General features: G+C 67.4%; 15 protein-coding genes. 8 read left to right on the top strand and 7 right to left on the bottom strand.

Annotated features, from left to right (window positions below):
• Nucleotides 1-34 precede the first annotated feature (34 nt).
• On the bottom strand, nt 35-1,936 hold the full coding sequence (typA, locus tag NN2_RS09820; RefSeq protein WP_063012390.1) for a translational GTPase TypA: 1,902 nt from the start codon (nt 1,934-1,936) through the stop codon (nt 35-37).
• Between the two features lie 161 nt (nt 1,937-2,097).
• On the opposite strand from typA, the gene NN2_RS37695 reads away from it, so the two are divergent.
• Entirely contained in the window at nt 2,098-2,274 is a 177-nt protein-coding gene (locus tag NN2_RS37695) for a hypothetical protein (protein WP_086006963.1), read from the top strand.
• A 29-nt stretch (nt 2,275-2,303) separates the two neighbouring features.
• Nucleotides 2,304-2,597, top strand: a complete 294-nt coding sequence (locus NN2_RS09825) for a 4a-hydroxytetrahydrobiopterin dehydratase (protein ID WP_030514860.1) — start codon at nt 2,304-2,306, stop codon at nt 2,595-2,597.
• Between the two features lie 6 nt (nt 2,598-2,603).
• On the opposite strand, the gene NN2_RS09830 is transcribed toward NN2_RS09825, so the two are convergent.
• A complete protein-coding gene (locus NN2_RS09830; protein WP_063012392.1) occupies nt 2,604-3,872 on the bottom strand; it encodes a mannosyltransferase in 1,269 nt (422 codons plus the stop codon).
• Nucleotides 3,873-4,254: 382 nt separating this feature from the next.
• Here NN2_RS09830 and NN2_RS09835 point away from each other — a divergent pair, with 382 nt between their 5' ends.
• Together NN2_RS09835 and NN2_RS09840 are read left to right on the top strand one after the other, a co-directional pair.
• Complete coding sequence (locus NN2_RS09835; RefSeq protein WP_227462863.1) at nt 4,255-5,133, top strand: Rv1157c family protein; 879 nt, start codon at nt 4,255-4,257, stop codon at nt 5,131-5,133.
• 198 nt (nt 5,134-5,331) lie between these two features.
• On the top strand, nt 5,332-5,646 hold the full coding sequence (locus NN2_RS09840) for a hypothetical protein (RefSeq protein ID WP_063012524.1): 315 nt from the start codon (nt 5,332-5,334) through the stop codon (nt 5,644-5,646).
• Nucleotides 5,647-5,675: 29 nt separating this feature from the next.
• Here NN2_RS09840 and NN2_RS09845 read toward each other — a convergent pair whose 3' ends face one another.
• The 3 genes from NN2_RS09845 to NN2_RS09855 form a co-directional block, all read right to left on the bottom strand.
• Entirely contained in the window at nt 5,676-6,407 is a 732-nt protein-coding gene (locus NN2_RS09845; RefSeq protein ID WP_063012394.1) for a DUF1906 domain-containing protein, read from the bottom strand.
• Nucleotides 6,408-6,622: 215 nt separating this feature from the next.
• Complete coding sequence (locus NN2_RS09850) at nt 6,623-7,753, bottom strand: hypothetical protein (protein WP_030514855.1); 1,131 nt, start codon at nt 7,751-7,753, stop codon at nt 6,623-6,625.
• A 71-nt stretch (nt 7,754-7,824) separates the two neighbouring features.
• Nucleotides 7,825-8,433, bottom strand: a complete 609-nt coding sequence (locus NN2_RS09855; RefSeq protein WP_063012396.1) for a CHAP domain-containing protein — start codon at nt 8,431-8,433, stop codon at nt 7,825-7,827.
• Nucleotides 8,434-8,611: 178 nt separating this feature from the next.
• Here NN2_RS09855 and NN2_RS09860 point away from each other — a divergent pair, with 178 nt between their 5' ends.
• From NN2_RS09860 to NN2_RS09875, 4 genes are read left to right on the top strand one after another with little or no spacing between them, the layout of a single operon-like run.
• Entirely contained in the window at nt 8,612-9,262 is a 651-nt protein-coding gene (locus NN2_RS09860; protein ID WP_082856882.1) for an ABC transporter permease, read from the top strand.
• The gene (locus tag NN2_RS09865) at nt 9,255-10,445 is read left to right on the top strand and encodes an ABC transporter ATP-binding protein (RefSeq protein ID WP_063012400.1); all 1,191 of its coding nucleotides are present in this window, start codon (nt 9,255-9,257) and stop codon (nt 10,443-10,445) included. The genes NN2_RS09860 and NN2_RS09865 overlap by 8 nt, the downstream gene beginning before the upstream one ends.
• Entirely contained in the window at nt 10,442-11,197 is a 756-nt protein-coding gene (locus NN2_RS09870) for an ABC transporter permease (RefSeq protein WP_063012402.1), read from the top strand. Before NN2_RS09865 ends, NN2_RS09870 begins: the two co-directional genes overlap by 4 nt.
• Nucleotides 11,194-12,186: a glycine betaine ABC transporter substrate-binding protein gene (locus tag NN2_RS09875; RefSeq protein ID WP_063012404.1), complete on the top strand. Its 993-nt coding sequence runs from the start codon at nt 11,194-11,196 to the stop codon at nt 12,184-12,186. Before NN2_RS09870 ends, NN2_RS09875 begins: the two co-directional genes overlap by 4 nt.
• A 2-nt stretch (nt 12,187-12,188) precedes the next feature.
• Here the strand turns inward: NN2_RS09875 and NN2_RS09880 are convergent, their stop codons facing one another.
• Nucleotides 12,189-12,752 carry a hypothetical protein gene (locus NN2_RS09880; protein WP_227463024.1) on the bottom strand — a complete coding sequence of 188 codons (564 nt, stop codon included), beginning with the start codon at nt 12,750-12,752 and terminating at the stop codon, nt 12,189-12,191.
• Nucleotides 12,753-12,945: 193 nt separating this feature from the next.
• Nucleotides 12,946-13,611 carry a GNAT family N-acetyltransferase gene (locus tag NN2_RS09885; protein WP_063012406.1) on the bottom strand — a complete coding sequence of 222 codons (666 nt, stop codon included), beginning with the start codon at nt 13,609-13,611 and terminating at the stop codon, nt 12,946-12,948.
• Between the last annotated feature and the right edge of the window lie 212 nt (nt 13,612-13,823).

The following is a 13,823-nucleotide window of genomic DNA, read 5'->3' on the forward strand; positions in this document are numbered from 1 at the left end:
ACATCACGAGACGTACTCTAGTGTTTTCGGCCTCCTACGCGTTCTGGGCGGCGCGGTCGCGGGCCTTGCGACGCGACGCCTCGCGGCCGCGTTCGGTGGCGCCCAGGATCACCTTGCGCACGCGCACGATCTCGGGGGTCACCTCGACGCATTCGTCGGCGGCGCAGAACTCCATGGCGCCCTCGAGGTCCAGCTGCAGCGGCTTGGCCAGGGTCTCGAGCACGTCACCGGTGGCCGAGCGCATATTGGTCAGCTTCTTCTCGCGGGTGACGTTGATGTCGAGATCCTCGGCGCGCGGGTTGATACCCACCACGTGACCCTCGTAGGTGTCGGCGCCCGGCTCCACGAAGAACTGGCCGCGGTCGGCGAGCTGAATCATCGCGAACGGGGTCACCGTGCCGGCACGGTCGGAGACCAGCGAGCCGGTGTGGCGGGCGCGAATCTCGCCGGCCCACGGCGCGTAGCCGTCGAAGACCGCGTTGGCGATACCGGTGCCGCGCGTCTCGGTGAGGAAGTCGGTGCGGAAACCGATCAGACCGCGCGAGGGGACGATGAACTCCATGCGCACCCACCCGGCGGAGTGGTTGCTCATCTGGACCATCTTGCCCTTGCGGGCGGCCAGCAGCTGCGTGACCGCACCCAGGTACTCGTCCGGGCAATCGATGGTCAGCTCTTCGAACGGCTCGTGCACCTTGCCGTCGACCTGTTTGGTGACCACCTGCGGCTTGCCGACGGTCAGCTCGAAACCCTCGCGGCGCATCTGCTCGACCAGGATCGCCAGCGCCAGCTCACCACGGCCCTGCACCTCCCAGGCATCCGGACGGCCGATATCGAGCACGCGCAGCGAGACGTTGCCGACCAGCTCCTGATCCAGGCGCGACTTCACCATGCGGGCGGTCAGCTTGTGGCCCTGCACCCGGCCGACCAGCGGCGAGGTGTTGGTGCCGATGGTCACCGAGATGGCCGGCTCGTCGACGGTGATACGCGGCAGCGCCACCGGGTTGTCCACATCGGCGAGAGTGTCACCGATCATGATCTCCGGAATACCGGCGATGGCTACGATATCGCCGGCCACGGCCTCCTCACCCGGCTTGCGCTCGACGCCGATGGTCTGCAGCAGCTCGGTGATCTTCACGGTCTTGACGCCGTCACCGTGCATCCACGCGACATTCTGGCCTTTGCGCAGGGTGCCGTTGTGGATGCGGACCAGCCCGATGCGCCCGAGGAACGGCGAGGCGTCCAGGTTGGTGACGTGCGCCTGCAGCGGGGCCGACGGGTCGCCCTTGGGCGCGGGCACGTACTTCAGCAGCACCTCGAACAGCTCGTCGAGGTTCTCCGCATCCGGCGCGCTGCCGTTCTCGGGGCGCTGGGTGGAGGCCTTGCCCTCGCGGCCGGAGGCGTAGAGCACCGGCAGATCCAGCGCCAGCTCGGCCGCCTCGGACGCTTCGTCGTCGAGGTCGGAGGCCAGATCCAGCAGCAGGTCGTGGCTCTCTTCGACGACCTCCTCGATCCGGGCGTCGGGACGGTCGGTCTTGTTCACGACCAGGATCACCGGCAGCGAGGCGGCCAGTGCCTTGCGCAGCACGAACCGGGTCTGCGGCAGCGGCCCCTCCGAGGCGTCGACCAGCAGTACGACACCGTCGACCATGGACAGACCGCGCTCGACCTCGCCGCCGAAATCGGCGTGACCGGGGGTGTCGATGACGTTGATCACAGTGACGCTGCCGTCGCCGTGATGACGATGCACCGCGGTGTTCTTGGCGAGAATGGTGATGCCCTTCTCGCGCTCCAGATCACCGGAGTCCATCACCCGGTCGACCGGCTCGGCACGCTCGGCGAAGGCACCGGACTGCCGCAACATGGCATCGACCAGCGTCGTCTTGCCGTGGTCGACATGAGCCACAATGGCGACATTGCGGAACTCGACAGACGACACGTTGAATCCTCCTGCTGAATGAATGGGTTGCGGCCGACCCGCGCCGTAGCGGGTCCGAACAAGGCAGGTGGACTGATCTCACCGGACATGCGGCCAGCTACACAGTACCGAAACCCGGTCGGCCACCGTTTCCGGCATCATGGTTGGTTACCCTGGGCCGCATGGGCAAGGTGAAGGCCAAGGAGGTCGCACACCTCACACCGAAGAAAAAGTGCTGCCGCAAGAAGAAGCGCTGCCTGAAATGCCCTGTCGTGGTCTCGAAAATGAAGAAGTGCCAGGCCGCCGGGGTCAAGGGCAAAGATCTCAAAAAGGCTCTCAAACTCGCGCGGGCGGCCTGAGCCACGACCGCTGGGGTAGAACCGAAAGTATGAGTACCCCATTGCTCTCCGACAGCGAGATCGCCACTGGGTTGCGCGAACTACCCGCCTGGACCCACACCGGCAGCAGCATCTCCCGAACCGTCGAGGCCCCGTCCTTCATGGCCGGCATCGAACTGGTGCGACGAGTGGCCGAATCCGCCGAGAAGGTCAACCACCACCCCGATATCGATATCCGGTGGCGGCGGGTCACCTTCACCCTCTCCACCCACTCCGAGGGCGGCATCACCCGCAAGGATCTCGCGCTGGCCGGCCAGATCGACCGCCTCGCCGATCAGAGCTGAACCGGCCTAACCCGCCACCGAACCCGCCGCGACCGCGGGCGCCGACACCGGTGTGCCCGGCCGCCCGCGCTGCGCGCCCGCCCAGATGATCCACAGATAGGTCGCGACCACGCCGAAAACGTAGATCGCACCCAGCCAGGCCAGGACGGCCGGGCGGGAGATCTCCCAGATCGTCGGCTGGAAGAAGGTCAGGATCCACGGAATGCCGACCAGCGTGGTCACCAGCCAGAATCCGGCCACCACCCGTGCCCCCGCGATCGAACGCAGCGGACCGTGCACCAGCCACATCATCAGCGGCAGCAACCACACCCAGTGGTGCGACCAGGAGATCGGCGACACCATCAACCCGAACAGCTGCACCACCAGCAGCACTCCGAGCCGATCGCCGAAATCGACCGCGCGCCAAGCGAACCAGGCCAGCACCACGGTCAGCAGCACCGCACCCAGCCACCACGGCCCGAACGGGATGCGGTGCCCCGCCACATACCAGGGCGCTCCCGCGTCGTGGCCGAGAATGCGGCTCAGCGCCCCGCGCAGCGACTGGTTGACCACCGAACCGACCGGGCCGATGCGGTTGGCGTCACCGATCAGCGGCCCGAAATAGGTCCGCGTCTCCGACGGCGAGATCAGATAACTCACTCCGATCGTCGCCGCGAACACCACCGCCGACCACACCGCGGCCGCCCACCGCCGCTGCGCCAGGAAATACAAACCGGTGATCCCCGGCGTCAGCTTGACGCCCGCGGCCACACCCACCAGCAGCCCCGACAGCCACCAGCGGGCGGAGTACGCCGCCGCCAGCCCGGCCAGGAGCAGGAACACATTCACCTGTCCGTAGTCCAGCGTCGTCCGCGTCGGCTCCAGCCACAGCCCCAGCGCGGTCCACAGCATCGCCGCCGCCCGCCGATCCGACTCCGCCGCCGAACCCGGCAAGAGCGCGAAAGCGATCCGCACCGACGCGTACAGCGCCACCACGATCAACCCGAACCACAGCAGCGTCACCAGCCCGAACGGCAGGAAATGCAGCGGATAGAACACCACGGCGGCGAACGGCGGATAGGTGAACGGAAGCGGGAAATTCGGAGTCTTGTCGGCATAGACGAAGTCGTAGAGATGCCCACTGCCCAAATTGGCCGCGCCCTCGACGTATACGCGCAGGTCGACCACGTCGAGCCCGTGTGGAAGCACGAACATCAGCACCAGACGGGCCACGACCGATACGGCCAGAACAGCCCCGGCCACGCGGATGTCGGCCAAACGGAGGTGTCGGGTCACGGGCGGTAATTCTGCCCTCGCTTCCCGTCGTGCGTAGCCCCGGGCATACGTCGACGACGTGTCCACCCTCAGCAGGTCTCGGCCCGCCTCGATTTTGGACTGACGGAGCGAAGGAGCGCAGCGACTGAGCGGAGGAGGGAAAAATCGAGGCCTAGGGGGCCGAGACCCCGCCGAAGCGAAGCGGAGGCCAAAGATACAGGTTATGTTCTGATAACGCGCCGGGCGCGGTGATCGGAATTGCCGGGCGGTGCAGGCAAGATCACACCCATGGCTGTACAACACGGCGGCACTGTCTTTAGAGTGTCGCGAAGCGATGCCCGCATCGCACGATGTTCTCGCATCACATGACGAGGTAACCCCGAGGTTAAGGACGGCAACACCAGTGCTTCGCACCAGAGGAACGCGGTTCGCATTGTCCGTGCTGGCCCTGACAGCCGGCGCGACACTCGCCGCGTCGACGATCGCGGTTGCCGAACCGGCACCGAAGGCCCAGGCCGTTGATGTTCCGCTGGTCCCGGAGGGCGTTCCGGTCGACGCGATCGCATCGCTGGCTCCGGCCATCGTCGGCGCTGCCGCCCAGGCGGGCAACATCGCCTCGCCGGGCGCTCAGACCATTCTCGATCAGGCGATCCAGCTGCTCGAGCAGTCCAATCTGCCGCCGCAGGTCAAGCAGACGTTGCAGGCCATCGTCGCCTTCCTCAACGGCAGCGGTGGCGGCGGTCCCGAGATCCCGAAGAACGGTCCTGCCATCGCGCAGTTCCTGTACCCGACCATCGGCAAGGACTGCATCGGCCCCGGTTCCGACTCGGTCGGCACCGCGCTCGCGGTTCCGGGTCCGGCCGAACTGCCCCCGCCCGGACCGGCCGCCGGTCAGGCCGGCTTCGTGTTCACCGCGCTGGGCACCAAAGGTCTGACGCCGCAGCAGAATCCGCCGATGACGGTCCAGTGGTACAACCTGGACAACCACCGCGGCGGCACCGTGGCGCTGACCGACGAGGCGCACATCAACCCCGACGGTCCGGCCACCCTGTCGGCCATCGTGGACACCGGCCCGGGTCGCGTCGTCTCGGTGATCGCGGGTTCCCTGACCACCCAGCCGGCCGCCGATCAGGCGCCGATCACCTGCTCGTTCCTGCCCACGCTGGGCCTGTTCACGGTGGCGTCGGGCCCCGCCCAGGCCGCGGCTCCGGTGAACCCGGCCGGCACGGTGCCCGCCGCGCACGCGGTGCAGCAGCCCGCAGCGGTACGCCCGCAGAACTGATCTCGAGCTCCCGACGGCCCGGAGATGTCGCGAAGGCGACACTCCGGGCCGTTTGCTGTCAATGCGCCGTGGGATGTCCCCGACTGTGGTAGACCGCTAGGTATGTCGACTGTCGATCAGCTCGAACGGTCTGCACCCGTCACGTCGGACACCGGCGCCGTCCCCCGCGGCCGGCGTGGGAAAGCCGGGCATTCGGTGATGTCGCGACGCTCCTACCGATCGGTGTTGTCCACCCGATCACATCGCTCGATCCTGTCGTTCCGATCCGAACGGTCGATCCTCTCGATCGGCTCGGCCTACTCCGTTTTGTCGATCGGCAGCGTCGGATCGGTGCTGTCGGTCGGTTCGGTGGGCTCGTTCTTCAGCCTCGGCTCGGCGTTCTCGGGCCTGTCGCGATGGTCGCTGCTGTCCTGGATGGGCGTGCGCGACGCACCCGAGGCGCGCCCGGCACTGACGGTCGTCCCGGACGAACCCGATCTGCTCGCCGACCCCACCTGCCACTGCCAAACGTAGGTAGCTGCCGATTCACCACGCGCTGGTGATCACCACTGCCCGTACTGCGCGGTGAGGATGTTGTTCACATCCACTCCCACCCCGTCGACCGTGCGATCGTCGATCTCGACCTGGTGCAGATTCGCTGCCGGGTGCACGAACCCCTTCGGCGTCCCCCAATTGTGTTGCCAGTACCAGGAACCCAGGCCGGCGACCTTGGCCAGTTCGATGGTCGGCGCATTGGCGTAGACGCCGACATTCTCGTTGCCGAGCACCGATTTCCAGCCCTCGAGGTACGGCGCGATGAGGGTGGCGAAATCGACCGGCGTCGGATTGTCGTCGATGGAGGCGTAGATCGGCACCCCGTCCGGGCCGCCGGCCTCGCGGTGCAACTGCAGACCGCGGTCGGCGTGACGCTTGCCGGCCTCGAGCCCGCCCTTCCAATCCGCGGTGGCACCCTTGCCGAACTGGTAGCACGACACCACGGTGAGCCCGGCCGCGTGCAGCGCGTCGACCTCGCTCGCGCGCAACGGCTTTCCCACCATCCATTCCGCGCCCGGGCGCCGGTCGGAGACATAGCGAATCGCGCCGGCATGTCCCGCGGCGCGGATCGCCGCCGCTTCGGGCACGCCGCCGGCATAGTCGAGCAGGGTGCCGAGGACGTTGTCGGCAGAGGCGGTCGGTGCGAGGACGGCGGGTGCGAGCGCGGCCAGACCGGCTGCGGTGGCGGCGGCACCGGCATATCCGAACAAGGTGCGGCGGGTCATCGGAACGGAACGCATCGAAAACTCCTTCGCGCTGCAGCGATATAGAGATCTCACCTGATGCCGGCCACCCCGCGGACCGGTGGAAATGCAAGCGTGTCCGGCGCGCCTTCCCCGACGACAACACTGCTGTCATCCACGCGCCGGAAGCCTCGAACGTGGACTCATTTCACCACATGCACATATGAACCGCTAGGCCAATCCGGTCACATGAACACCACAAGTAACAGGTGTCAGGAGGTGGCCGCATCGATCCGGCCGGCGACGTCGATGGTGCGGCCCCGAGGATCGGCCAGTTCCGCACGAATGACCTGGGCGACCTGCGCGGCGATCTGGCGGCGGATCTTGCCGACCGACCCCAGCACCTTCGCGCGCCATCCCTCGGCCTGCAGTTCGACGGCGACATCGGCGCTGCGCGGCGGGGTCACATCGATCACGATGAGCAGCGGTTCACCCGCCCGCGCCACCAGGAGCAACCCGACCTCCACCTCGGCGCGATAGCGATTCGCCTTGAGCACGTCGACGGTGATGTCGAGCCCGACCGGAATGGTCAGATCGAACGACACCGGATGGTCGCCGTCCCGCCGGGCCAGCCGCGGCATCCGCACGGCCCCCTGCACCTCGACCGTCGCCGCCTCACCGGGCCCGGTACGCAGCGGACCCACTTCGACCGCGCGACCGGCCAGACCTTCCACCACGTCGCGGACCCGATCCGGGGTGACGATGAGCGGGAAGAAACGCCGGCCGAACTCGGCGTAGTCGATCCATTCGAAGTCCGTGCGCAGCACATGCTCCGAACGCGTGCCGTTCATGATCGCCTCGATGTCGAACACCCGGCCGCGTCGAGCAGCGGGATCGGCGAGCATGGCGTTGAGCCGGCTCGCGACCTCACGCTGAACCAGAGTGGCGATCGGGTCGAGCAGTACGTCGACGGCGGCGCCGACCGCCTCCGCGCGGACGGCGAAACTCACGTCGCGCGAGCGCACCCGCGGAATGTCGATGACGATCAGCAGCGGATCGGCAGTTCGCGCGTGCAGGGTGAGGTCGATCTCGACGGTGGCTTCGATCCGGAACTGCTGCCCACCGAGAGTCACCGTGAGGTGCATCGACACCGGCACCCGGACCTCGAAGGTGACATGCGGTTCGCTGCGGGCGATCACCGGCTTGCCGACCTTGCCCTCCGCCACCAGCCCTGCCAGCCCCGCCGGACCGATCGAGAACGGCCCGATACTCATTCCCCGTCCGGCCATCCCGGACACCGCGGCCTCGATCCGATCCCGGTTGACCGCGTGCACCACGAAACGTTCACCGAAGTCGGAGTAGTCCATCCATTCGGTCTCGTCGTGCGCGCCGGGCTCTGCCATCTGCTCCCACTCCTCCACCGATCACCTGCACGCAGATCCCCGTCGATCGCCCAACGGTGGACGAAAACGTTTCACATCTGGCCGAACCCGACGATACCGCCAACCGCCGCCGGGTCGTAACGGTGAATGCGCAGCGAACCGCGCTCGTTACCGCCGATCGTGGTCAGGGTGTGGTCACCGGCCGCCAGCACGATATTCGTGTGCTGCCCGAACGGACTGCCGGGCGCATAGATCACCACATCGCCCGGGCGTGGCGAATATCCGGAACCCAGCGCCGAGAATCGGCCGTTCGCTTCGAAATACTCCTGCAGCGTCGCCACACCGGGAATCCGCCACGATCCGGAATTCGGATTGGACAGCGGCCGGCCGGCCTGACGCATGGTCCAGCTGACGAAATCGGCACACCACGGCTCATCCGCGCCCTGTGCGTATTTGGGTCCGTCGCCGGGGTGTGCGTATTCCGTGCGCAGGACCGCGACGATGCGACCGCGATCCGAATCCAGCGCGCTCACATCGATATCCGGGAAATCGTCGAGCCGCTGCCCGGCGATGGCGGCGGTGCGATCGTGCCACCAGGGCAGGGCCACCACGGCTCCCGCTGCCAGCACGCCGATCACCACCAGCGCCGCCGGCAACACCCAGCGAGTACGCCCGAGCCTTCGAGCACCTGTGGCACTCATGAATCCCTCCGTCCCCGACCGGAAATCGGCCTCCTGAGATATAGGACGTACGAGGGACGGTCAGGGTTCCGCCGCATCCGGCGCCGGTACACACACGCCGGTCTCGCTTGTTTCCTGCGCCCGCGCCGCGGGATCGATAGACTGCTCGGACGCCGCCGAGCTCTGGGAGGTCATCGCCCTGGATACTCTGTGGACCTTTCTGGTGGACCATCGCAGACAACTGCTCACCGATTCCTATCTGCATGTTTCGGCCGTCGTGCAGTCCGTGCTGATCGCGACCGCGGTGGCGGTGTGCCTGGGTGTCGTCGTCTATCGCAGCCCGTGGGGTTCGGCGGCGGCCACCGCGGCGGCGAGCATCGTCCTCACCGTGCCCTCGTTCGCGCTGCTGGGACTGCTCATTCCCGTGCTGGGCCTCGGCGTGCGGCCGACGGTCACCGCGCTGGTGCTGTACGCGCTGCTGCCGATTCTGCGCAACACGATCATCGGGCTGGCATCGGTGAATCCGGCGGTCTCGGACGCCGCGCGCGGGGTCGGCATGAACCGCGCCCGGATCCTCGCCCGGATCGAAATGCCGCTGGCGTGGCCGTCGATTCTGGCCGGAATGCGGATCAGCACCCAGATGAGCATGGGCATTCTGGCGATGGCCGCCTATGCGAAGGGGCCGGGCCTGGGCAATCTGATCTTCACCGGCCTGGCCCGGCTGGGCAGTCCGACCGCCGTCCCGCAGGCACTGTCCGGCACGGTGCTGATCATCGTGCTGGCCCTGCTGCTCGATGCCGTCCTCGTGGGCATCGGCCGGCTCACCACCTCGAGGGGAATCCGTGACTGATACCGCGACCGCCGACCGCACCGACCACGAACCCGCGGAGATCGTGCTCGACGCGGTGACCAAACACTATCCGGGCCAACGTGATCCGGCGGTGGACCGGATCTCGCTGACGATTCCGGCGGGTGAGATCGTGGTGTTCGTCGGCCCCTCGGGCTGCGGTAAGACGACCACGATGCGAATGATCAACCGCCTGATCGAACCGACCTCCGGCACCATCACCATCGCCGGGCGGGACGTGACCGCGGTGAACCCGGACCGGTTACGGCGCCGGATCGGCTATTCGATTCAGCAGGCCGGCCTGTTTCCGCATATGACGGTGGCCCGCAACGTCGCCACGGTTCCGGGACTGCTCGGCTGGGATCGTGGCCGGGTCCGGGCGCGCGTCGACGAGATGCTGAATCTCGTGGGACTCGACCCCGAGACCTTCCGCGGCCGCTATCCGCGCCAACTGTCCGGCGGCCAGCAGCAGCGAGTCGGTGTCGCCCGCGCGCTCGCGGCCGATCCGCCGGTACTGCTGATGGACGAGCCGTTCGGCGCGGTCGACCCCATCACCCGCGGACTGCTGCAGGACGAACTGCTGCGGCTGCAGACCGAACTGCACAAGACGATCGTCTTCGTCACCCACGATTTCAACGAGGCCGTCAAGCTCGGAGACCGAATAGCGGTGCTCGGCAACAATTCCCGCGTCCTCCAGTACGACACCCCGGCCGCGATCCTCGCCGGACCCGCCGACGAGACGGTCGCCGGTTTCGTCGGCGCCGACGCCGCACTCAAACAGCTCACGCTGGTCCGGGTCGCCGATGTGGAACTGGGCAGCTGCGCCACGGCCGCGCAGGACGATCCGGTCGACACGCTGCGCGCGGCGCTGGCCGCTCAGGAGTGGAAGTGGGGGCTGATCCTCGACTCCGACCGCCGGCCGCTGCGCTGGGTATCGGAACCGCAACTGGCGCAGGCACGCTCGCTACACGACGCCGGCGTTCCGGTGACCGGCACGGTCACGGCGGATTCGACGCTGCAGGCGGCACTCGAGACGCTGCTGGCCGAAAGCACCGCCAATGCCGTCGTGACCGGGCCGCGCGGTGAATACGCAGGCCTGGTCGCGATCGACACCCTGGTCGCACACCTGTCGCGCACCCGCGCCGAACACGAAGCGGCCGCGGCGAATTCGGGCGACCGGCCATGAGTCCCGTTCAGCGACACGAGCGCCGCGCCGACCGGATCCGGTTGTTCGCCCAGCCGGTGCTGGCCGTGGCCCTCGCGGCCGGCGTGCTGGTGTGGGCCTTCGACCGCACCCTCACCGCGACGCAGCAGGCCAGTATCAATCCCACCACGATCGGCACCGTGGTCCGCCAGCATGTGGCGATCACCGCGACCGTGGTGCTGATCGTCGTCGTGGTGTCGGTTCCGTTGGGCACGTTGCTGACTCGGCCACGCTACCGGCGCCTCACTCCCCTGTTCGTCGGCATCGCCAATATCGGTGCGGCGGCGCCGGCGATCGGTCTCATCGTGCTCACCTATCTGTGGACCGAGCAGACCGGCTTCTGGGTGGGTGTCGCGCCGATCGCCTTCTACGCGCTACTTCCGGTGCTGCGCAATACGATTCTGGGATATCAGCAGGTCGATCCCGCACTCGTCGACGCCGGACGAGGACAGGGCATGTCGGCGATGACGGTACTGCGCCGGATCGAATTCCCGCTCGCGGTGCCCTACATCCTGGCCGGGCTGCGCACCTCGCTGGTGCTGGCCGTCGGCACGGCCACGCTGTCGTTCCTGGTCAGCGCCGGCGGTCTGGGCATTCTGATCGACACCGGCTACAAACTGCGCGACAACGTGACGCTGTGGGTGGGAGCGATTCTCGCGGTGGCACTCGCACTGCTCGTCGACTGGCTGGGGGCGCTGGCCGAACAATTCCTCGGACCGCGGGGGCTGCGATGAAGCGGCGAGCACGGCACCTCGGACGCAGCGCGGCCACCGCGGCGGCGACGCTACTGGTCGCCGTGGTCGCCGCCTGCGGTCTCGAGGCCGGAGGCGCCGTCCCGCTGCCGGTCGGGCCGGGCAGTATCGAGCCGATTCCCGCCCTCGACGGTGTGCAGATCACCGTGGGCTCCAAGGATTTCACCGAACAGAACATCCTCGGCTACCTCATCGAATTCGCGCTCACAGCGGCCGGAGCTCAGGTCCGTGACCTCACCAATATCACCGGATCCAACAGCCTGCGCGATGCGCAATTGCACGGACAGGTGGATGTCGCCTACGACTACACCGGGACCGGATGGATCAATTATCTGGGTAACGAGACACCGATTCCGGACTCCACCCGGCAATTCGAGGCGGTGCGCGATACGGATCTCGCACAACACGGCATGGTGTGGGCCGATCCGGCGCCGATGAACAACACCTACACCATGGTCACCAATGCGGACAGTGCCGCCCGCACCGGCGCGAAGACGATTTCCGACTATGCCCGTCTGGTGAATACCGATCCGAGCACCGGATCGACCTGCCTCGGCACCGAATTCAGCGTCCGGCAGGACGGATTTCCGGGCCTGGCCCGCAAATACGGTATCGACCTCGGCAAGGTGCACAAGCAGATCATGCAGGATTCGCTCGTGTACTCGGCCACGGCGAACGGGACCTGTCAATTCGGCGACGTCACCGCGACCGACGGCCGCACCAAAGCACTGAATCTGGTACAGCTCGCCGACGATCTGAGCTTCTTCCCCAAATACAATGCGGCACTGGTGATGCGGAAATCGTTCGCCGACGCGCATCCCCAGGTGGCGCAGGTCATGGCGCCGATCTCCGCGCTGCTCACCAACGAGACGATCACCGAGTTGAACCGCAAGGTCGACGTCGACGGCGCCGAACCGGCCACCGTCGCGCGCGATTGGCTGATCCGGCAGGGATTCGTCACCGCGGGCTGAGATCAGGCGAGTGCCGTGCGCACCGCCAGCCAGCGGCCGCCCGGGTCGGCGTAGCCGTGGTACATCAGCGGAATCCGTTGGTCCACACCGAAATAGCGGAAGACCGCCAGCATCGCCTGCCGCACGGAGTAGTCGGCGAAATCGTCGATGCGGCGCGGGCCGATGGCACGTTCGGGCAGTGCGGCCAGTCGCGCCATCTCCTCCGGATCGCACACGTCGAGGCCCATCGGCCCGTCGGCGATGTAGTGATCATGGAAGATATGGCGCATCACCGAGGTATCGGAGCGTCGAGAAACGCAGGGCAACAACCGGATTGCCGCACCGGGCAGGCTGGGCGCTTCCAGGGCGGCGGTCAGCTCGGGATCCGCCGCCGGCACATCACGCACCGGAACCTGTTCGAGCAGATGCAGCATGGAGGCGCCCCGCACCCGCGGCTCGGGCACCAGGAACAGACTCACCATCGGGCCGGTATGGGCGGCATCGGTCAGGCATATCCGCGTATGGGATCGATCGTGCGCTCGCGGCGCGGCGGGGGTGGACGGGGGCGTGGGGATCCGGTCGGACATGCGGTCTCCTGGAGGGGAGGGCGATCGACCCTCCCGCGAACGCGCTGGTACGAGGTCCGAAGCATGCGCCGGCCGCCGAGTTACCCGACTCGGACCGATCTCCTCGACGTCCGACCGTTGTGCCATGAATTATAGGAGCCGGGGGCACGACGCGATATCCGGAATTCGCTATCCGGTTGCTTCCGGGGTGCGATCAGGCGTTCAGCAACCGGGGCAGACCGGCCAGCTCCGAGTCGATGCGCCGGCGCACCGCCGGCCATTCCTCGTCCAGGATGGAATAGAACGCGGTACTGCGCACGGTTCCGTCCAGACCGCGCGAATGCGCCCGGCGGACGCCGTCGCTGGTCGCCCCCAACCGCTCGATCGCCATGCGCGAGCGCACATTTCGCACATCGGCGCGCAGCGCGATCCGGCGGACCCGCCACACGTCGAAGGCGTGCTCGAGCAGCAACAATTTCGATTCCAGATTGATACCGGCGCCGCGCGCCTGCGAGCAGAGCCAGGTATTGCCGATCTCGGCGGCGTCGGGCACCGCGAGCAGCGGATCTCCGGTCGGCATACCATGCACGATCGGCCACACCAGCGGCCCCTGCCAGTAGTCGAAGCGGTTGAACCGCGTCGAGCCCAGTACCCGGTTGTCGGCCGTCGCGACGACCGCGAAGGCCAGCGCCGAACCCACGGCGTGCGCCGCCGCGGCCTGCGCGACGTAGTCCGCGGCCTCGGCCCGGCCGTGCGGTACGGGGGTGAACGCGAACGCATCGCGATCCTCGGCGCCCGCCTCGGCGAGCCCCGGAACATGGTGCGGTGCCAAAGGTTCCAGCCGCACGTGGCGGCCGGTCAGGATGACGGGTGCAGGCACGTTCCCTCGATCTTTCGGGACGGACTCCGGTAACGCCCAACGATCGTCACACCGGCCCACAACGCTCCGGATCGACGACCAGTCCTGGCGCGCCGGCAGCAGCATCGGACAGTGAGATGAACGATAACCGAACGTGTGCCGTCGAGAATGCAGGTCTGGCGTAAATTTAACGGGATTGCTCGCGTGTCGCTCGGCGCGTCGCAGACGGCCCG

It is taken from the genome of Nocardia nova NBRC 15556, assembly GCF_001613005.1.
GTDB classification, from domain to species: domain Bacteria; phylum Actinomycetota; class Actinomycetes; order Mycobacteriales; family Mycobacteriaceae; genus Nocardia; species Nocardia nova.

Bases quoted from the DNA above. Each gene is read 5' to 3' on its own strand.
- NN2_RS09880 (WP_227463024.1), bottom strand. From the start codon at position 12,752: ATGTCCGACCGGATCCCCACGCCCCCGTCCACCCCCGCCGCGCCGCGA.
- NN2_RS09855 (WP_063012396.1), bottom strand. From the start codon at position 8,433: ATGAGTGCCACAGGTGCTCGAAGGCTCGGGCGTACTCGCTGGGTGTTG.
- NN2_RS09875 (WP_063012404.1), top strand. From the start codon at position 11,194: ATGAAGCGGCGAGCACGGCACCTCGGACGCAGCGCGGCCACCGCGGCG.
- NN2_RS37695 (WP_086006963.1), top strand. From the start codon at position 2,098: ATGGGCAAGGTGAAGGCCAAGGAGGTCGCACACCTCACACCGAAGAAA.
- NN2_RS09825 (WP_030514860.1), top strand. From the start codon at position 2,304: ATGAGTACCCCATTGCTCTCCGACAGCGAGATCGCCACTGGGTTGCGC.
- NN2_RS09870 (WP_063012402.1), top strand. From the start codon at position 10,442: ATGAGTCCCGTTCAGCGACACGAGCGCCGCGCCGACCGGATCCGGTTG.
- NN2_RS09845 (WP_063012394.1), bottom strand. From the start codon at position 6,407: ATGCGTTCCGTTCCGATGACCCGCCGCACCTTGTTCGGATATGCCGGT.
- NN2_RS09840 (WP_063012524.1), top strand. From the start codon at position 5,332: ATGTCGCGACGCTCCTACCGATCGGTGTTGTCCACCCGATCACATCGC.
- NN2_RS09850 (WP_030514855.1), bottom strand. From the start codon at position 7,753: ATGGCAGAGCCCGGCGCGCACGACGAGACCGAATGGATGGACTACTCC.